The sequence below is a fragment of the Pseudomonas morbosilactucae genome, assembly GCF_023241715.1.
Lineage (GTDB): Bacteria > Pseudomonadota > Gammaproteobacteria > Pseudomonadales > Pseudomonadaceae > Aquipseudomonas > Aquipseudomonas morbosilactucae.
This window is the reverse complement of record NZ_JALQCW010000025.1, coordinates 1-17,900: the sequence shown is the minus strand read 5'-3', so window position 1 is coordinate 17,900 and position 17,900 is coordinate 1. Positions and strand designations below refer to the sequence as shown.

16 protein-coding genes and 5 pseudogenes are annotated in these 17,900 nt (G+C 57.5%); 11 read left to right on the top strand and 10 right to left on the bottom strand.

What is annotated here, in order from left to right; translation table 11 throughout:
* Positions 1 to 23: 23 nt before the first annotated feature.
* From M1B34_RS11750 to M1B34_RS34310, 4 pseudogenes are all read left to right on the top strand, one after another.
* Positions 24 to 1,192 (top strand): annotated as a pseudogene (locus tag M1B34_RS11750) (Gfo/Idh/MocA family protein).
* Positions 1,193 to 1,202: 10 nt separating this feature from the next.
* Positions 1,203 to 1,421 (top strand): annotated as a pseudogene (locus tag M1B34_RS11745) (3-methyl-2-oxobutanoate hydroxymethyltransferase); the annotation flags it as partial.
* A gap of 169 nt (positions 1,422 to 1,590) precedes the next feature.
* Positions 1,591 to 2,310, top strand: a pseudogene (locus tag M1B34_RS34315) (HAMP domain-containing protein); the annotation flags it as partial.
* 327 nt (positions 2,311 to 2,637) lie between these two features.
* A pseudogene (locus M1B34_RS34310) lies at positions 2,638 to 3,165 on the top strand (methyl-accepting chemotaxis protein); the annotation flags it as partial.
* 5 nt (positions 3,166 to 3,170) lie between these two features.
* Here M1B34_RS34310 and M1B34_RS11735 read toward each other — a convergent pair.
* Together M1B34_RS11735 and M1B34_RS11730 are read right to left on the bottom strand one after the other, a co-directional pair.
* Positions 3,171 to 3,791: a LysE family translocator gene (locus M1B34_RS11735; protein ID WP_268265236.1), complete on the bottom strand. Its 621-nt coding sequence runs from the start codon at positions 3,789 to 3,791 to the stop codon at positions 3,171 to 3,173.
* A 240-nt stretch (positions 3,792 to 4,031) separates the two neighbouring features.
* Positions 4,032 to 4,637 (bottom strand): hypothetical protein, encoded by a 606-nt coding sequence (locus tag M1B34_RS11730; RefSeq protein WP_268265235.1) that lies wholly within the window; start codon positions 4,635 to 4,637, stop codon positions 4,032 to 4,034.
* Positions 4,638 to 5,112: 475 nt separating this feature from the next.
* Between M1B34_RS11730 and M1B34_RS11725 the strand changes: the two genes are divergently transcribed.
* Positions 5,113 to 5,544 carry a hypothetical protein gene (locus M1B34_RS11725; RefSeq protein WP_268261030.1) on the top strand — a complete coding sequence of 144 codons (432 nt, stop codon included), beginning with the start codon at positions 5,113 to 5,115 and terminating at the stop codon, positions 5,542 to 5,544.
* Positions 5,545 to 5,587: 43 nt separating this feature from the next.
* Entirely contained in the window at positions 5,588 to 5,974 is a 387-nt protein-coding gene (locus M1B34_RS11720) for a hypothetical protein (protein WP_268261029.1), read from the top strand.
* A 70-nt stretch (positions 5,975 to 6,044) separates the two neighbouring features.
* Here the strand turns inward: M1B34_RS11720 and M1B34_RS11715 are convergent, their stop codons facing one another.
* Positions 6,045 to 6,800, bottom strand: coding sequence for a bestrophin-like domain (locus M1B34_RS11715; protein WP_268261028.1), 756 nt, complete (start codon positions 6,798 to 6,800; stop codon positions 6,045 to 6,047).
* Positions 6,801 to 6,950: 150 nt separating this feature from the next.
* Positions 6,951 to 7,892 carry a LysR family transcriptional regulator gene (locus tag M1B34_RS11710; protein ID WP_268265234.1) on the bottom strand — a complete coding sequence of 314 codons (942 nt, stop codon included), beginning with the start codon at positions 7,890 to 7,892 and terminating at the stop codon, positions 6,951 to 6,953.
* Between the two features lie 179 nt (positions 7,893 to 8,071).
* Here M1B34_RS11710 and M1B34_RS11705 point away from each other — a divergent pair, with 179 nt between their 5' ends.
* Positions 8,072 to 8,917: an SDR family NAD(P)-dependent oxidoreductase gene (locus tag M1B34_RS11705; RefSeq protein ID WP_268265233.1), complete on the top strand. Its 846-nt coding sequence runs from the start codon at positions 8,072 to 8,074 to the stop codon at positions 8,915 to 8,917.
* 24 nt (positions 8,918 to 8,941) lie between these two features.
* Here the strand turns inward: M1B34_RS11705 and M1B34_RS11700 are convergent, their stop codons facing one another.
* The gene (locus tag M1B34_RS11700; protein ID WP_123332217.1) at positions 8,942 to 9,631 is read right to left on the bottom strand and encodes a phytanoyl-CoA dioxygenase family protein; all 690 of its coding nucleotides are present in this window, start codon (positions 9,629 to 9,631) and stop codon (positions 8,942 to 8,944) included.
* 248 nt (positions 9,632 to 9,879) lie between these two features.
* Here M1B34_RS11700 and M1B34_RS11695 point away from each other — a divergent pair, with 248 nt between their 5' ends.
* Positions 9,880 to 11,073 (top strand): PrpF domain-containing protein, encoded by a 1,194-nt coding sequence (locus tag M1B34_RS11695; protein ID WP_268265232.1) that lies wholly within the window; start codon positions 9,880 to 9,882, stop codon positions 11,071 to 11,073.
* 27 nt (positions 11,074 to 11,100) lie between these two features.
* Here the strand turns inward: M1B34_RS11695 and M1B34_RS11690 are convergent, their stop codons facing one another.
* The 3 genes and pseudogenes from M1B34_RS11690 to M1B34_RS11680 form a co-directional block, all read right to left on the bottom strand.
* On the bottom strand, positions 11,101 to 11,427 hold the full coding sequence (locus tag M1B34_RS11690; RefSeq protein WP_123332221.1) for a low molecular weight protein tyrosine phosphatase family protein: 327 nt from the start codon (positions 11,425 to 11,427) through the stop codon (positions 11,101 to 11,103).
* A 19-nt stretch (positions 11,428 to 11,446) separates the two neighbouring features.
* Positions 11,447 to 12,012 (bottom strand): annotated as a pseudogene (locus M1B34_RS11685) (DUF4272 domain-containing protein).
* A 265-nt stretch (positions 12,013 to 12,277) separates the two neighbouring features.
* The gene (locus M1B34_RS11680; RefSeq protein ID WP_268265230.1) at positions 12,278 to 12,874 is read right to left on the bottom strand and encodes a cupin domain-containing protein; all 597 of its coding nucleotides are present in this window, start codon (positions 12,872 to 12,874) and stop codon (positions 12,278 to 12,280) included.
* A 250-nt stretch (positions 12,875 to 13,124) separates the two neighbouring features.
* Between M1B34_RS11680 and M1B34_RS11675 the strand changes: the two genes are divergently transcribed.
* The 3 genes from M1B34_RS11675 (at position 13,125) to M1B34_RS11665 (ending at position 14,162) form a co-directional block, all read left to right on the top strand.
* Entirely contained in the window at positions 13,125 to 13,388 is a 264-nt protein-coding gene (locus tag M1B34_RS11675) for a hypothetical protein (protein ID WP_268265229.1), read from the top strand.
* A 2-nt stretch (positions 13,389 to 13,390) separates the two neighbouring features.
* Positions 13,391 to 13,579 (top strand): hypothetical protein, encoded by a 189-nt coding sequence (locus M1B34_RS11670; RefSeq protein WP_268265228.1) that lies wholly within the window; start codon positions 13,391 to 13,393, stop codon positions 13,577 to 13,579.
* A 268-nt stretch (positions 13,580 to 13,847) separates the two neighbouring features.
* Positions 13,848 to 14,162: a DUF3077 domain-containing protein gene (locus tag M1B34_RS11665; protein ID WP_268265227.1), complete on the top strand. Its 315-nt coding sequence runs from the start codon at positions 13,848 to 13,850 to the stop codon at positions 14,160 to 14,162.
* 335 nt (positions 14,163 to 14,497) lie between these two features.
* On the opposite strand, the gene M1B34_RS11660 is transcribed toward M1B34_RS11665, so the two are convergent.
* A complete protein-coding gene (locus tag M1B34_RS11660) occupies positions 14,498 to 16,825 on the bottom strand; it encodes a UvrD-helicase domain-containing protein (RefSeq protein ID WP_268265226.1) in 2,328 nt (775 codons plus the stop codon).
* A complete protein-coding gene (locus tag M1B34_RS11655; RefSeq protein ID WP_268265225.1) occupies positions 16,816 to 17,706 on the bottom strand; it encodes a hypothetical protein in 891 nt (296 codons plus the stop codon). Before M1B34_RS11655 ends, M1B34_RS11660 begins: the two co-directional genes overlap by 10 nt.
* Positions 17,707 to 17,900 lie beyond the last annotated feature (194 nt).

Here is a 17,900-nt window from a genome sequence, read left to right as displayed (position 1 = left end):
TTTTCCCCCTTGAGGACCTCATTATGATTAACGGCAGCAAGCGTATTTCCCAGCCCCTGCGTTGGGCCATGGTCGGCGGCGGGCGTGACAGCCAGATCGGCTACATCCACCGCAGCGCCGCCTTGCGCGACCAGTCTTTCAGCCTGGTGGCCGGCGCCTTCGACCTCGACCCCGAACGTGGCCGGGCCTTCGGCGAGAGCCTGGGGCTGGACCCCGAGCGTTGCTACGCCGATTACCGCAGCTTGTTCGAGGGCGAGGCGCGGCGCCCGGACGGCATCCAGGCGGTGTCGGTGGCCACCCCCAACGGCACGCATTTCGCCATTACCCGGGCGCCTTGGATGCCGGCCTGCATGTGGTCTGTGAAAAGCCCCTGTGTTTTACCCTGGCCGAGGCCGAGGCTCTGCGCGAACTGGCCCTCGCACGCAATCGCATTGTTGGCGTGACCTACGGTTATGCCGGCCACCAGTTGATCGAGCAGGCCCGGGAAATGATCGCCCAGGGTGAACTGGGGGAGATCCGCCTGGTGCAGATGCAGTTCGCCCATGGCTTCCACAGCGCCCCGGTGGAGGCCCAAAACGCGGCCACCCAATGGCGAGTCGACCCGCGTCTGGCCGGCCCCAGCTATGTGCTGGGGGATGTGGGCACCCACCCGCTGTACTTATCGGAAGTGATGCTGCCCGAGTTGAAAATCAAAAAACTGCTGTGCGTCCGCCAGAGTTTTGTGAAGAGTCGCGCGCCCCTAGAGGACAACGCCTACACCATTATGGAGTACGAAGGTGGGGCCATGGGCACGCTGTGGTCCAGCGCCGTGAATGCCGGTTCCATGCATGGGCAGAAAATCCGCGTGGTCGGCGCCAAGGCCAGCCTGGAATGGTGGGACGAGCGCCCCAACCAACTGTCCTTTGAAGTTCAGGGCCGGCCGGCGCAGGTCCTTGAGCGAGGCATGGGCTACCTGCATGCCAATGCCCTGATAGACGACCGCATCGGCGCTGGCCATCCAGAGGGTTTGTTCGACGCCTGGGCCAACCTCTACTACCGCTTTGCCCTGGCCATGGACGCCGCCGACCGCGATGACCAGGACTTGCTGGCGAGCCTGCGCTACCCGGACATTCACGCCGGGGTCGAAGGGGTGCGCTGGGTCGAGCGCTGCGTCAGCTCGGCCGACCAGGGCGGTGTCTGGGTGGATTATTGAGGCCGTGATCGTGACCAGTCCGGTGATCGGCATTGGCGCCGGGCCCGGCACCGACGGCCAGGTGCTGGTCCTGCACGACAGGCTCGGCCTGTCCCTGAGTGCTCACCGCCCGCGGTTCGTGCGTAACTTCATGAGCGGGCAACCGAGCATTGCCGCGGCGTTGCAGGCTTATGTCGCGGCGGTGAAGGCGGGGGCTTTTCCTAGGTTGGAAGAGGGGTATTCCAGCTGAAAACAGCACCATTGCGGTGCGTTACAAGTCTTTTTCCGCCAGCCCCTAAAGTTGGGTGCTGGCTATCCGATAGCATTGCAGGAATGTGCACTGTGGGCCGTTCTGGCGCGGGCTAGGCCAGGGGGACTCGGGGTGATGGAAGCGTTCCAATCATCTTCAAGGAGCCTGCATGCTGCGCCTGTTCTCACTGGAAAATCTGACCGTCACCCGTAAGCTCGGCCTGGGGTTTGGCCTGTTGCTGGCCCTGGCGGTGCTGTTGGCGGCCACCGGCTTGCATGGCTTGCGCAATGACGAGTCGTCTTTCGCGCGGATCAACCGCCTGGGCGGGATCTTCGATGAAACCGTGTTCGCCCGCGAAGCCAATTTCAAGTACGCGCTGAGCGCCGAGCGCGCCGAACTCAATGCCCACGACACTCACCAGCAAGCGCTGCAAAGCGCCTTGTCGGAAGTGTTTGCCGACCTCAAGGGCGGCCAGTGGCCAGCTGAGGACCAGCAACTGGTGCAGCGCCTGAGTGAGGGCCTGGACGCCTACATCAAGGCCCACCAGGCTGCGCTGAACGCCTCCACCGCCAATGCCAGCGCCATTGTCCAGGCCAACGAGCTGCTGTCTGATCTGCAGGACAGCATTAACGTGCTGTACAAAAAAGAAGAGGAGCGGGCGGCCGCCAGCGTGCGCACCGTGGTCTCGATTCTTTGGGGTGTCACGGCGGCGGCGCTGCTGTTCGGTGCGCTGATCGCCTGGGTCATCGCCCGGCAGATCATCGTGCCGTTGCAGCAAACCCTGCTGGCTGCCGAGCGCATCGCCAATGGCGACCTGACCGTGCAACTGCACAGCCAGCGTCGCGATGAATTGGGGCAACTGCTGCGGGCCATTGGCAACATGAGCCAGCGCCTGCGGGAGGTCATCACCAAGATTGGCAGCGGCTCCTCGCAACTGGCAGTGTCGGCCAGCCAACTGGCGACCATCACCACCCAGACCCAGGCCGGCACCGACAGCCAGCGCTCGGACACCGATAAGGTGGCCAGTGCCATCAACGACATGACGGTGATGGTGCAGAAGGTGGCGCGCAACTCGGAAGACGCCGCCAGTGCCGCGCGCCAGGCCGACAGCGAAGCCAGCGGCGCCTCGCACATTTCCCGCGAGGCGATCCTGCAAATCGAAGTCCTCGCCGGTGAAGTCGGGGTGTCCGCCGAATCCATGAACCGCCTGCATCAGGAAATCGAACGCATCGGCAGTGTGCTGGGGGTGATCAAGGCGGTGGCCGGGCAAACCAACCTGCTGGCCTTGAACGCGGCCATCGAAGCCGCCCGGGCCGGTGAGGCGGGCCGTGGTTTTGCCGTGGTGGCGGATGAAGTGCGCAGCCTGGCGCAGCGCACCCAGCATTCCTCGGAAGAGATCGAACAACTGATCAGCGGCTTGCAGCGCATTGCCGATGAAAGCACCCGCACCATGCAGGCCAGTGTCGAGCAGACCCAGTCAACGGTGACCGGCGTGCGCAACACCGGCGATGCCCTGGAAGCCATCACCCGCCAGGTTTCGGAGATCCAGCAGATGAGCCTGCTGATCGCCAGCGCTGCCGAGGAGCAGAGCACGGTGGTGGCGGAGATCAATCGCAGCGTGCTGCATGTGCGTGAAACCGCCGACCAGTCCGCCCAGGCCAGCGGTGAAATTGCCTCGTCCAGCATCGAGCTGGCACGCCTGGGCAGCGAGTTGCAGAGCCTGGTGGTGCACTTCCGTACCTGAGTCGCTCAGGTACGGCGGGCCATCAGCAGCACCGAAGCTGCGGCGGACAACAGGCCGGCGCAGCAACGGTTGAACAGCCGCTTGCCGCGGGGCTCGCTGAACCAGCGGCGCATGTGCAGACCCATGTAGGCATAGGCGCCGATGGCCAGCCATTCCAGGGCCAGGAACAAGGCCCCCAGCAGCAGAAATTGCGGGCCCACGGCTTGCCCCGGGGTCACGAACTGCGGCAGGAACGCGGTAAAAATCAGGATCGCCTTGGGGTTGCCCGCCGCCACCAGGAACTCCTGCCGAGCCAGGGCCAGCAAGCCCCGGGCCGCACTGGCATCCCCAGCCTCGGCGGCCGGGTTGGCGCGCCACAGCTGCAGCGCCAGGTACAGCAGATACGCCGCCCCCAGAATCTTGATCCCGTAGAACAGCAACTCCGACGTCTGCAGCACCACCGCCAGCCCGGCGGCGGCCAGGGCGATCATCCCGGCAAACGCCAGCAACCGACCCAACCCAGCCAGGCACGCGGTGCGATAGCCGTAGCGCGTGGCGTTACTCACCGACAGCAGGTTGTTCGGCCCAGGGGCCATGTTCAAGGCAAAGCAGGCCGGGACAAACAGCGTCAGCGTGGCGAGGTCCATGGAGTGCTCCTGGGCAACGGATTACAAAAGGGGGCGCTTACGATAACGCCAGGTGGGGGGCGGGCCCAAGGGAGGGGTGGGAATTTTCTGGTGTTGAACAGAAATGTCAGTCGCTGCGCGGGAGTGGCGGGGTGTTCAATCGAGGTCGATCAATGGATTGCTGAGTGAGCGTTACAGCCAGCCAGAAGCAATAGACGACAGGCCTGAGTAATCTATCGCTTCGTGGTCGGGGCGAGGGTTTTACAGTGCGAGTTCTTTGCTGGCGACCAAGCGATTGATGGCATCGGAAAGTTGGCGGTCCAGTGTGTCGGTTTTGGCATCAAGCATCGTATGCGAAGACCATGGGATGACAAACCAGCCTGCCCATTGCGTTACATAGTCTTCGTTCTTGGAAATTTGCAAAAGCTCGCCTGTGGTTTTTTTGACTTTTAGTTCAACAACGAAATCAGTTCGTGCAGAGCTTGGTATCAGACCAAGGGAGAAGATCGTCAAGCCTCCCGCAAACCCTGAGGTGAACTGGTTTTCGGTAATAGTGATCTGCATTTTCAGATCGTCGGCTTCTTGATCGAGTCCGCTGAGTTTTATGCTTTTGAATAAGTTTGATTTACGCAGCGAATGCTCAACGATTTTCCGGTTTTCTTCGGGCATCCAATTGTTTTCTTTAGGCGTAGAACCATTCATTGATCTTAGATTGACTATTTCAAGATAAACATTTCTTTTTGGGGTTTGCAGTGCTGAGTAGTCCATCGGTGTGGCAGGAACTCTGTTGCCGGAAAACCCCGCGATGCATCCAGTCAGGTTTGAAGCGGTGAAAATCACGATGAAAATCTTGAGCAGCCTTTGCATGTAGGGCTTCCTTGATGTAGTTGGGGGCGGCAGAGTGATGCTGATATGATATCACGGCGGCGATTGAGATCTATTGGTTGTGAGGGCAGACGAGACCCCTCAATGGGGTGCCATGTAGGGAGATAGTGAGGCGTAGCCATGTTTAGAAACCATCTTGGGTAGGTTTTGATGGCTGTCCGTGCTGTGCACGCGTAGGCGCTGGCCGAGTCTACCAACGACAAGACGAACGTCGTCGCGGCGCAGAACTGCAGTCTGGTGATAATTGAAGTGGCGAGGGAACTGCCTGGTACTCCTTGTCTGGAGGTGCGTGAGAGCGATCCACGGGCGGATGTTCGGCAAACGTTTGAATCTCACAGAGCGGGCATTAGATGAACCTAAAAACTGATGCGTACTCAGAAAAAACGGTAATTATCTTGGGTCGCCCTTCATAGGAATAGTGGCTCTCTTTATTGAAAAAATGGCTAATAGGTGAAGTATGAAATGGACGTCTGTGGCTTTTTTGGCTATTGCAAGTGCTCTTCTTGCGGGGTGTGCAACTACCCCAGCTTCCAGTCAATCTGCTGCCTCAGTTCCGCAGGAACGCATTCTTGATCAGAGTTATCTAAAGCCGGACGCCCGGCGGAGCGAGTTGGTGACCGTTATACGAGATAACGGTTACATGGGCAGTGGACTTCAGATGATTTTTAAGGTTAACGCTAGTCCGGTAGCAGCCTTCAAAACCGGAGAAAAGGTCGAGATCTACTTGGCGCCAGGGAAGTATGTTTTTGTGGCCGAGGGCAAACCAAATCCATTCAGCGAGGCTCCGGGTGAGTCTGAGGTAGAGGTCATTTCAGGGCAGATGAATAAATTTAGACTGCGTTTGGTTCCTGGTGATGGGCCTAGATATGAACGGACGATCCAACCTTAAGGGCGTTGAGATGTTCTAGCGATACTTCTCAAATAAGGCACTCATGATCAAGTTGTTACCGAAAAGTGAACTACAGGCATTGGCGGCGGCCGCTGAAGAAAACACGCTCACGCTGAGTGACCTTGGGGGTATTTGCGAGAGGTATGCCATCGACCCTCGACAGTTGTTGAACGAGTTGTCCGTGGAGGTTGCTGAGGGTTTTCTTGCGGGCGCGCTGAGCTATGGGTTTTGCGACGGGGTGATGAACGGGGTGGTAGGCGCCATCGTGAACTTGGGGATGGTGGGCGATTTTCCTGAGCCCGCCTTTTCGCTATATCACGCATTCGATCAGGGCGAATGGGTCCGCAGCAGCGACCCTGTGGGAACTGATCCCGGTGAGCAGTACACCAGGCCGATAGTCATGGAAATAATGCGCAATCTCGAAGGCTGAGGTCGGGAAGCAGACGCATTCGCTCAGGCAAACTCAGTGGACTGGCAAGGCCCCGGCTCCCTCCAGAAACCTACAGTTGCATCTCTGCCAGCGCCCGGCGCAGCGGTGCATCTGAAATCTGGATGGGGCCGTGGAATGGCACGTTCATATCCAGCACCAGGTAGACGGAGGCGGCGATGAGTAAGGCGGAGATGGTGAACATGCCGATCACCATGGGGTTGCGTGGCGCCCGGTAGCCGAAGCTGGCGTAGATCAGCGTCATCCAGGCCACCAGCATGCCGATCAGCGGTCCGGGCATGGCGCCTTCTGATTGCTCGACGATCTTCCAGCGCTGCTCGATCAGTGAGTGATAGCGCTGGCGCAGGTCCACCAGCATGGCTTCGTGAAAGCGGTCCGGTGGCTTGATGGCGGTCAGGGCTACGCCGATATCGTCGAGGTATTGAGCGGCGACGCTTTTCTGGTGCAGCAACGCCTGGTCACCGCGGTAGGGGTTGGCGATGGCCTGTTCGACATACAGCATCAAATGCCCCCGGGCATCTTCTGCGGGCGGGCCATAGGCCCTGAAGGAACGGTCGAGGATGATCAGGCTGGTGGCGTAGGCATGCACGTTGGCGTCGATGGCTTCGAAGGTGTTCTTGGCCGAATTGATCATCAGGCCGAACACCAGGGAGGTCATGACCACGAAGATATTGGCCACCAACCGCACCACGGTATTGGTGTCTTCATCCCGGTGGCGGGCTGCCAGTTTTGGATACAGGTGCATCATCAACAGCGAAGCCGACAACAAACAGCTGAAGATGCCCACCGCTACCCAAATCGAGTCCATGCACTGCCTTCGATGTTATTGGTTTGAATGCACCCACCGCCGTGAGCCCTTAAGACCTGAGTCGTCGTTCCAGCCTCGCAATCGGCCCTCGGCTGAGGGGCGGTGGCCTTTGTAGTCTAGAAAAAAAGCCCATGGCTGCCAGTGCCGCGCTCAACTCAAGCCCAGGCTCTGAATGCCCGGCTCGGCTTGCGGCGGGTGGCTGAAGTCGAACAGGGCAATAAAGCTATTCACCAGCGGTGACTGGTTGTCGCGGTGCCGGTTCATGTACAGGCCGATGGCCGGGTTGGGGGCTGCGTTTACGGGCAGCAGGGGGCGAAACACGACCTTGTCGCCGTTGAATGAGTGGGCGATGGATTCGGGCACCAGGGCCACGCCGAAGCCGCAGGCCACCAGGCCGATCACGGTGTGGATCTGCGCGCTTTCCTGGACCACCTTCGGGTAGAAGCCGGCGGCTTCGCACAGGGCGATGAGGTGTTGGTGATAGCCGCTGCCCAGGGCTTCGGGGGTGAAGACGAAGGCTTCGTCGGCGAAGTCCCGCAGGTCGATCTGCTCGGCCTGCGCGTTGGCATGCTGGATGGGCAGGGCCATGAGCAGCGCTTCGTCGAGCACCAAGCGCGATTCGATGTTGTGCCCGGGCATCGGCAGTTTGCGCATAAAGGCGATATCCGCCTCGCCGGACACCATCGCCTCGGCCTGCTGGGCGGAGGGCATTTCCTTGAGGATGAGTTGGACCTTGGGAAAGCGTTCGCGGAACTGCTTGAGGGTGTTGAGCAGCGACTCGTAATGGGCGATGGACACGGCCGTGATGGTGAGTGTGCCGGCGCTGCCCTCGGCCACCTGGCGGGCGTGTTCCACCCCGTGCTCCAAGGTCTTGAGGGTGCTGTAGGCGGTTTGCAGAAAGGCGCTGCCGGCGGGCGTCAGCTTGACCTCGCGCCTGCTGCGGGTGAACAGGCTGAAACCCAGTTTGCCTTCCAATCGGCTGATCGCCTGGCTCAGGGGCGGCTGGGCCATGTGCAGGCGAAGGGCGGCCTTGTGAAAGTGCAGCTCTTCAGCCACGGCGATGAACTGCCTCAGCAGTCGGGTTTCGATCATGTCTTGGGTTCCTTCACGTGAGCTGATCCTTGTGGCCTGAGCGGCGCCTTGTTCCCTGAGCCGCCCCAGGGCCTGAGCAAAAGCCTGATAGGCGCCAGGTATCAAAGGGCGTGCTGATCAGTATTAAACATCCCGTGCGGTGATTGTTAGGGTGATGGGCTTTCACGGGGAGAGAGTCCATGAACTTCATCGGTAAAACGGCAGTGATCACTGGCGCAGGTCGGGGCCTGGGCTATGTCTACGCCCGGGAGTTGGCCAGGCTCGGCGCCAACGTGGTGATCAGCGATATTGGGGCGGACAAGGTCGGTGACGGTGCGGACGCCGCCATTGCCCTCGACGCCGCCCGCGCCCTGCAAGCCGAGGGTTTCAAGGTGATTGGCCACAACGCCGACCTGGCCAGCGAACAGGCCTGCCGGCAGTTGATCGAGACGGCCGTCGAGGCGTTCGGGCAGTTGGATATCCTGATTCACAACGCCGGTTGGGTCGGTTATCAATCGATTGAGGACGCCGACTCGGCATTTATCGAGCGCGCCCTGGGTATCAGCGTTTACACCCCCATCTGGTTGTGCAAAAGCGCCTGGCCGCACCTCAGGCAATCTGCCGCTGCACGGGTGGTGCTGACGACGTCGGACCGGGCGATGTATCAGCCCTACGCTCAGCCGGGCCTGGTGGCCTATGCCGCAGGCAAGATGGCGCAACTGGGCATCATGAACGCCCTGAGCATGGAGGGCGCGGCAGAGGGCATCCTGGTCAACGCGGTGTCGCCGGTCGCCAAAACCCGAATGTGGGGCGTGAGTGAAGCGCCGCATAACCTCAAGCCGGAGTGGGTGGCGCCCGGTGTGCTGTTTCTTGTCTCGGAGCAGTGCCGAGACACGGGCTACATTCTGCGGGCCAGCAATGGCCAGTTCACCGCCACCCGCTTTACCGAGAACCCGGGCGTCGACTACCCGCTGGACCTGGCCCGCGTCCCGGCGTCCAGCGCCGAGCAGGTGGCGCAACGGTGGGAGCAGATCAAGGCGTGCTGACAGCTCTTGCGGGAGCGCAGGTGCCTAGTCCGCCTGCACGGCCGCCCAGCTGAAGTCCGAGGGCTCGAAGCGATCGCGTGTGTCCATCCGAATGCCGCGCAGGCTCGCGGTTTTTTCGTGGGAGGCGTAGAGCGCCTCTGAAAAATAGCTGATCAGGATGGAGCGTCGGCGGGCGCCGACCCGGTTCAGGCTGGCCCCGTGCACCAAGTCGACATCGAACACCAGAATGTCCCCGGCCACGCCTGAAAGCTGCACCGACTGGGAGTCGTCATTGCCGTCCAAGGGCGGCGCATTCTGCTCGGGGCGATGGCTACCGGGGACGATACGGGTCGCGCCATTGCTAGGGCCGTAGTCGTCGAAATAGGCAATGGCGATCGCGATGTCGCCGGGGCGTTGGGCCGACAAGTCGCGGTGCAACAGCTGATGGCCGCCGCCTTCCAGGGGCTCGCGCCCCTCCACTTGGGAGAGGAAGAACCGCTCGCCGATCAACTCGCCTACCACCGCCAGCAACGGCGGCAGGCGGCACAGCGCCTGAATCGTCGAATCAGTGTCCAGCTGCGAATGGCGCCAATCCATGCCACGGGGTACTGGCCATTGATCCGAGGGCTTTACGCCCGCCTCGAACGCGGCCCGCAGGTCCGGCAGCCAGGCGCTGGGGATGGCTTGGCGGAGCAGCACATAGCCGTCTCGATGAAGGTGTTCGCGGTCAGTCATTGCGTGCTCAATTCCCTTGATAGCCCGTGCATCCTGCAAAACGGCTCGGTGCGGGGGCAGAGCATCGGGCCGTCGGCGGTGCAGGGTCAAGCATCGCGTCTAGCTGTTCAGAAAATAGGGCCCATAGGCTTGAAACGCCTGGGCAGAGGCGGGGGAATTGCCCTGTGGACGCATGCTGCGCACTGGTCAAAGACCGGGCATCGGCTTTAGTCTGAACCCCCAACCCTCGTGAACCCAGCCGAGCCCCTATGAGTACAGCGCCGAATCATCCGCTTGTCCGCGCCGGAATCGTCGAGTTTCCGGTGTTTCATGCCCGTGGTGGTACCTCCACCGGGGTGATCATCGCCAAGGAGCATCTGCCCAGGGATGAACGCCTGGTGGAGGAGTTGCTCCGCCATGTGATGGGCGTGCCGTTGGCGGGGGAGTGGCCGGGCAATGGGCAGATCACCGGGTTGGGCCGGGGCATACCCACCAGCAACAAGGTGTTTATCGTCGAGCGGCGCCCGGGGGAGACGCGGATGATCAGCACCCTGGCGCAGTTGGCGGCGAGCAAGAGCGCCATCGACTGGAGCGTCAATTGCGGCAATATGTCCGCCGCCTTGCCCCTGTATGCCTTGGAGCGTGGCTGGCTGGAGCCCGCCGAGCCGGGTGCGAGCATCGAGATATTCAACAGCAACACCCAGACCACGATGTTCGCGCGCCTGGGGTTTGCCAAGGGCCGCCTGCTCAGCGACACGCGGATTCCCGGGGTCAACGGCACCTACCCGGGGGTGGACCTGTTTCTCAAGGACCCGGTTGGGGCCAAGACCGGCGCACTGTTCCCGTCCTGGCAGCGGGTCGATGACCTGAATGGCATCGCCGCGACCTGCATCGATGTGGCGGTGCCGATGGTGATCGTCAAGGCCTCCGACCTGGGCAAGACCGGGCAGGAAAGCCCCGCGCAACTGGAAGCCGATCCCATGTTCAAGGCGGCGCTGCTGGAGTTGATGGTCGAGGGCGGCCTGCGCATGGGTTTGCGCAATCGCGCAGGGTCGTTGCTCACCGCCGCCGAGTTGCGGCGCAGCGAGACCATTCCGAAAATCTGCATCGTCAGCCCGGCCCGCGCCGGGGGCGACATCAGCACCCGCTATTTCACCCCGCAGAACGCCCATCCGTCTTTGGCGGTGTCCGGCGGCTGTTGCCTGGCGGCGGCGTGCCTGGCACCCGGCACCGTGCCGCACTCGTTGCTGCAGCGCCCCCACGTGCTGAAGGAGCAGAGCGGCGAGTACGCCCTGTCGATCGAAAACCCGGCCGGGGTGCTGGACACCCTGATCACCGCACGTGCGCAGGGCGCCGACATGCACGTGGACGCGGCGGCCTATCGGCGCAGCGCCCAGGTGCTGTTGAAGGGCACGGTGCCGCTGTACAACGCCTCGCCCGAGTTGCTCGCGGCCCTCTCCTGAGGGCCGGGGCCAACCCGGTATCGGGCGTTATTGCGGCAAGTAGCTGGGCACCCGGCGGTGCAGCAGCTCGATCAACTCCGGCGCCATGAACTCGAAGTCATCGGGGATGTTCAGGCACACCACTCGCTTGTCCCGCAGGTAGGGCTTGAACTTGGACGACAGCTTGTTGCGGTGACGGGGCTCCATCACCAGGATCAGCCCGGCCCATTCCAGCAGCTCCGGGCTCACCGGCACCTGGGCATCGTGGTTGATGCCCGCCGAGGCGGTGGCCACCCCGGGCCAGTCGGCGAACACCTGTTCGGCGGTGGGGCTGCGCAGCTTGTTCTGGCTGCAGACAAACAACACATTCAACATGGCTCGGGCTCCTGGCGGCTCAAGTGTCGGTGTTCACGTCATCCCATTCCTGGCCCATGTAGCCCATCAGCCAGTTCAGGGCGTAGTGCCGCTCGTAGGTCACGCCGCGTCGAGGCCCGCCGCCGGTTCGGTGTTGTTCAGCCGTGCCTCGACCACGCTCCAGTGGTAGCGGTAGACGCGGTCAGTCTGGTCGAGAATCTCCGGCAACGGCCGCAGGCGGGCGTCGGCGACAAACTGCTCGGCGCTGCGTTGCTGCAGGAAGGCCACGGCTTGTTGCACGTCGCAGACGCTGTCGGGTTTACCCAGTTCATCCACATAACCCAGGGCCCAGAGCAGGGTCCAGGCCGACTCGTAGCGCCAGGAAAACTGAATGCGCGCGTCTTCCGACGGCTCGGCGGTGGCGATGAACACCCGCTCCGCCGGGGAGAAGTGCTGGAGCAGGTCGTAACGGCTGACCAGTTCCTGGACCTTGTCGTGCTCAAGGCCGGCGCCCTTGGCGGCGACGATCAGCAAGGCCATGGCCCGGTAGGCGGTGGCGGCTTGGCTGCGCGGTTTGGCGTGCTCCTCGGTGGCAATGGCCGGCATGTTGACATTGAGCGGCACGCCCTCGGCGCGCAGCACGGCTTCCGAGCGTTCCTTGCGGGCCAGGCTTTCAGCCGTGACCTTATTGTCCATGACCAGAATCGCGGCTTTACGCTGCTCAACGTCTTGTGCCTGGGCCAGGCCACAAGTAAGGCCGACCAAGGCCAGCAGCAGGTAGCGGGAGAGGGTGTTGCGAGGGGAGGTTACAGCCATTGTGGTGGGTCTTCTTCCATGGGGTTAAGTCGGTGGTGAGGGGTGTTGACGTCGGTCAGAAGGTCGGCGGGGTGATCACCCAGATCACCACCGCGTCGTCTTCACCGGGGTTGCCGTATTTGTGCGGCTCCTGGCTGGAGAAACTGAAACTGTCGCCTTCATTGAGCTGGAAATGCCGCTCGCCGACCCACAGCTCAAAGCGCCCGGACAACACATAGCCGGCTTCTTCGCCTTCGTGGCTGTAGCTTTCCTGGCTGTAGGTGCCAGAGGGAAAACGCGAGTGCAGGAACTCCAGTTGCCGGGTCGGTTGCGGGCTCAGCAACTGGTCGACGATGCCGTTCTCGTAATGCACGCTCATGCGGCTTTGCTTGCGCACCACAATGCCCTGGTCGGCGGCGTCGGTCTGGCTTTCGCTGGCGAAAAACCACTGGATCGTCACCCCCAGGCTGCGGGCGATATTGAACAGCGCCGGGATCGACGGGTAGGCGAGGTTGCGCTCCAACTGGCTGATGTAGCCCGCGGTCAATTCGCTCATCTGCGCCAGCTCCGTCAGGGTCAGCCCCCGGCGTTTGCGCAGGCCACGGATCCGTGTGCCGAGAAAGTGCGGCCCCGGGGCGCTGCTGTCGGCGGCGGGCGGAAGGCTGTTGCTCATCAGGTGCTCCGAAGCGGTTGGGCGAGCGCATCCTGGCGCCCGATCCGGCAAAAAGTCCCGGAGTATAAAACAGCCTTACCGCTCACTGGCGACTTTCAGGCCTGTGTAGAAGGCTTTGCCGCTACACAGCGCTGTCGCCGCCACCCTGAAAACCGGCCAGGCAATGAGCGGCAAGCCTTGACGCCCACGCCGCGCCTCTGCACATTCCAGCCCGCGATCCCGCATGCCGCCTCTCCAGGACGAGTACCCCATGAGCAAACTCACCGCACTGATTCATCAAGCCAAAGCCGGGCTTTCCGTGCAGCAAAACATCCCCGAGGCCCGCTGGGAGGCCATTGCCCAACAATGCGCCGAAGAAGAAATCGCCGAAATCAAAGCGCGCATCGCCTCACTGAAGGTCGCCCGGGAAGCCGTAGAAGACTGGGACGGCGACACCCGGGACGATCTGTATTTCGCCATCGCCAACTTCACTCGGCTGTTGGAATTGGCCATGGCGAATGGGCAAGGTGAATAAGCATGTTGGTTGAATGTGCAGAGGACTATTTCGAAAGCAGCGATGGCGATGTTCGCGTGTGGATCGAGCAGGGCAGCGCCATTCATATCAAGGCCATTAGCGAATACAACGACCCGGTGGAACTGAACGCGGAACAAGCCCTGGAGCTTGCCCAGGTGCTGCAACGCTTGGCTCGGCGGCTCTCGGAATGAAAGGGTTGTTTATGCCTCCGGAGGGGATTCGCACTATGGACATAACCCGCGACGCTTTAACGGTTGCTCCTTCGCGAGCCCCCACCTAGTCTGCTGCGGTCGCTGCAAAATCGGCGACCGGGCCTGAGAACCCGACGAGATACAGGCACATTTTTGATCAGGGAGTTTCAATCATGTCTGCCGGTAATCTGTCTGGATCTTGCTGCCGCTTCTTACACATTCCCCCGCTCAACAGCACCTGCTGCCAAACCTCGGCGGGAGGTGCACGATGAGCAACGCAACCCCCATCAAAACCCTGGGCGTCGTCACCTTTGGCAACTGCGCCGATCCTCAACTCAAACTGTTTCGCGTCAATGCGGATGTGCCTTTTCAGCAGGCGTTGGAGCAGGCTTCGACGCTGTTGTACTACGCTAAAAAGCTTGCGCTGGATGCGGCTATGGAAGAGCAGGGCGAGCGGTATGCCTGGGCGGCGCATTTCTTGGCGGAGATGGGGAAGGCGGTGATTGATGATGTGGGGTTGGGATTGGGGGGAAGAGCGACCGAGGGAGGGGGCTCTGAGTTGGAGCTACATCGCAGTAAGTAGATAGAAACGCTGCTTATTACTGGTTGGTAAGCGGCATTTGTCTGATTTGAGAGACGCTTTCGGCCATAAGTTGACGCAAGTATCAGATTGCATCTGACCAAAAAATAATAGATCAACGCGAATGACTCCGAAGCATGATATTTGATCGCGAAGATAAACTTGAGATGCCAGTCGTGCTGTTGAAGAGAACTTGAATTTTAGCGGGGTTCAGTATAGGGCTAGTAGTGGTTTGGGTTTGATGGTAAAAATAGTTCTGGATTTAAAGGGGGTTATTAATACTCAAGTTGAGTGTGGTAAAGGGAAGCGCAGCCAGTTTCGTGGCTGCGCGACTATTTTTAATGCTGTCTAATAACTAGTCCTGCAGCTACGGCGTCATTGATTAACTCGTTCTCGACCGAGAGTTTCGCCAAAGCAAAAATTACTTTATATCGAGCTCTAGTCACAGATAAATACGTCTCGCGAATCATTTGCTGTTCAATTGCTGATTCTAGTGCCGGATTTTCTTTTACAGTTAGAGCACCTTTTTCCAATCCTACAATGATGACTGCGTCGAATTCTTGTCCGCCAACCTGTGCAGGGCGACATAATACGATCGCTGGTTGGTCTGACTTAATTTTCTCACCTCGTTCTCGCAAGATTTGAAAGGGTAGATCGGCACGAGAAAGCTCATTCTCTATCAAACTCCAATAGCTTTCTATATGGCAAATGATGGCGATTTGCCGTATGTTTTCCGCCCTCATTTCCCGAACCCTACGCAATATAAACTTCCCAAAGCCAGGTGAGTCCTGAGCTTCTTTTTCGATGATGGGCTTGCCGAATCTTTTGTCTTTAGTAGGAACGCTAAAGCTTTCAATACATGTGAAATCAGGAAAGTCACTGCTGAAAAGGTTTGTGCTTCTTTGTATAACAAAAAAAGCAAGTTTTGCAATTTCTAAAGTGGAGCGCCTTATGGAGTCTAAGCTCTGGTTCGAAATATCTTTGATCCCGAGAGTTGCCAGTCCGGCATTCGATTGTCCATAGAATGACTGCGCCTCATCCAATGCTAAAGCAATTGGAATATGTGACGTAGTGTCGTTAGAGAGAAGCGAAAATAGTCGTCTTTCGTTTTCGTTGAATAGTTGTGCCTCATCAACAAAAATGTAATCGAAGCCTTCTTTTTTTCGGCGTAGTCTCCATACCGGGGTTTTTATAGAGCCGAAAAGTGATAGCGCAATATCGTCCGGATCCAAGCAGCCATATTTTTCGAATACTTCGCTGTGGTACCACTCAAACATGTTGAATACAAACTCTCGTTCTTCTTTGTTGAGAATCCCATGGAAGCGGCTGAGACTTTTTTCAGACTCGACATAGCGGCGCTTTTCTTGTTCGTATCCGTGACCCTTAATTGCAATCGAGATTTCAGCTAATACCAGTTTGGCAAATACTTCTCGCAAGTCGCTATTGTTATATACTGAGGACAATAATGTGCTTTTATTAATTTTTGCTAGATGCTTCTCTTTTTCCTGGCGAAGAGCCTCTTGGATTTGTTGAAGTTGATACAATTTTGCATCGGTTGCATCAGGGTCTAAGATGGAGTCCATCTCTAAGCCAAGTTTGCTTCTGCAATATTCTGATAATGTTGTCACTGTAATGTTTTTTTCAACAAGATCAAATTTATCGCCAGCGAGGACTTCAAAGCGCTGTAAAACTTTTGACTTCATCGCTTCGCTATGGGCGATGTACATAATTTTGCAGTCTATGCCGCGCGAGTCAGCCGAAAATAATTTGCCAAGAGAAAGCAGTTGCATCAATAGAGTTTTGCCTGAGCCTCCAGGACCAAGAATTCTCAATGGATATCGATCTAGTGCTTCAGATGATAAAACCCGCCGTTGCGCTTCTGTTAACGGACTATCAGTGCTAATCCAGTCCTCGTACTCAAAGTTTAAGGTCTTATACACTTCATCGTTCGCTACTGATCGGTCACCTGCGACTACTTGGGCATTCAAAAAATCGTTTTGTATTCCCGTTTCATCAAAATATGTTTTCACTGCGTTTTCTAGGTCGTCTAACTCTAGAAAACTTCTGACTTTCTCTAGTTTGTTTTCGTTTATTAGTGAGTTTGCCATCTGGTTCAGGTTTTCAAGCTCAACTAGTTCGCTTTGAATACACTGTACTAAAGAGCGAAAACTATCACCTGGTCCCACGGACAACAAGGTTCTTGTAGCTGACTGTTCAGAGCCCTTGATTATATCAAAGTAACCTAAGCTATATTGCCTAGCTTCGGTTCCCCTTCCGGCAAGAAGAGTGTGTATGTTGTCATCATGTTTTCGGTGCATAAATGCACCTTCAATCAGCAAGCCTTGTAGTCGTTGGCTAGTTAAATATATTGAGCGTTCGAACGACTCCCGAGTGATGTTGGGATATGACGTAAGCGAAAGTTCACCGGCAATTTTTATCAGTGCTAGGGACTCGTCACCAGTGCCACTAAGATAGTCCGCGTGCCATAGGCACATCAGCGAGCCTTGCTCGTTGCAAGCCAGTCTAAACGGACCTTCAATAAATAAATTACCAGCAAATAACGCAGGATTCTCTGTGACGGTAACGATCACCCGCTGCAACTTCTCAATAACACCGATTTTTGGCAGCAGCCATTCAGCCATACCTTGGGTTAAAGCTAGATACATGTTACACCCCCTTTCACTTCCGTAATGAACTGATTAATTGTGTGGGTTGTAAAGTCCCGAGAGCCCAGCCTCATAAACATACTAAGATATCGAGAGAGAAGATCTGATAGGAAGTCGTCTTTAAGTGCTGAAAGCTTTATAGGCCAATTATGGAAGTTGCTGATTATTGGGAACTCTTTTGATAAATCATTGCAGTCTTTGGGCCACCACTCTTGGCTTGATATTTGGGCTGCATCCAATATCTCGACTGGAATCGAGTATGCGTAACGGAATAGTGCAACAGAATGCGCGCTGATGGCTGAAAACTCACCAGCATTCAATAAGGCAGGGAAAAAATGAATGTCAGACTTATAGGAGTTGGTGAATATTTTTTTTAGTATTTCATCGTATTTTTTTGGGGAGAATATTTTTAATAGATCAGGTTTGGTTATTGCTTTTCTATCGTTTGCTGGCAACTCCGTATAATTTATATATTCGACATAAATTTTCAGCTTCTCGTAGAGGTTTGCAGTAGCTTTTATCCCCTCGATTTTTTGCATTACCTCTTCCAATTTTTCCTTTGGGGGATGTGAAAACTTACTTTTAGGCAAGAAATCATCGGCGCCATATTGCTTAAGCGTGGAGTAAAATTCATTCCATACATCGCCATAGAAAGACTTGCTATGTAGGTAATCAAAAATTGATACAATCGGAAGTATTGTTACTGTTTCGCTTTTGTTCTGGCTTAGATCACATGCAGGAGTTATCACTACTGCACTTACGAAGTTTTTATTTAACATGCCAAAGCTTGGGATTCCATACCATATGTCACCTGTTTCGTGGCCGATTGTAGGTAGGTTTTTATAAAAATCTTTTGCATCTATCTTAGTGGATATTGGCATTTTTTTATCCGAAGACGTGTTGGTATTTTATTTTTGAGTTGCCACTATTAAGGGGTATTCTTAATAGTGGCCAAGTTGAAAGCTTTCTTTAAACTACTGCTCGAAAAGCAAGAAGTATTTTCGGAGGGGCTAATAGTGAATGACTGCGTGGTATTTTTTTGGTTGAGATAGAATCAGGTGACGGCTCAATTTTT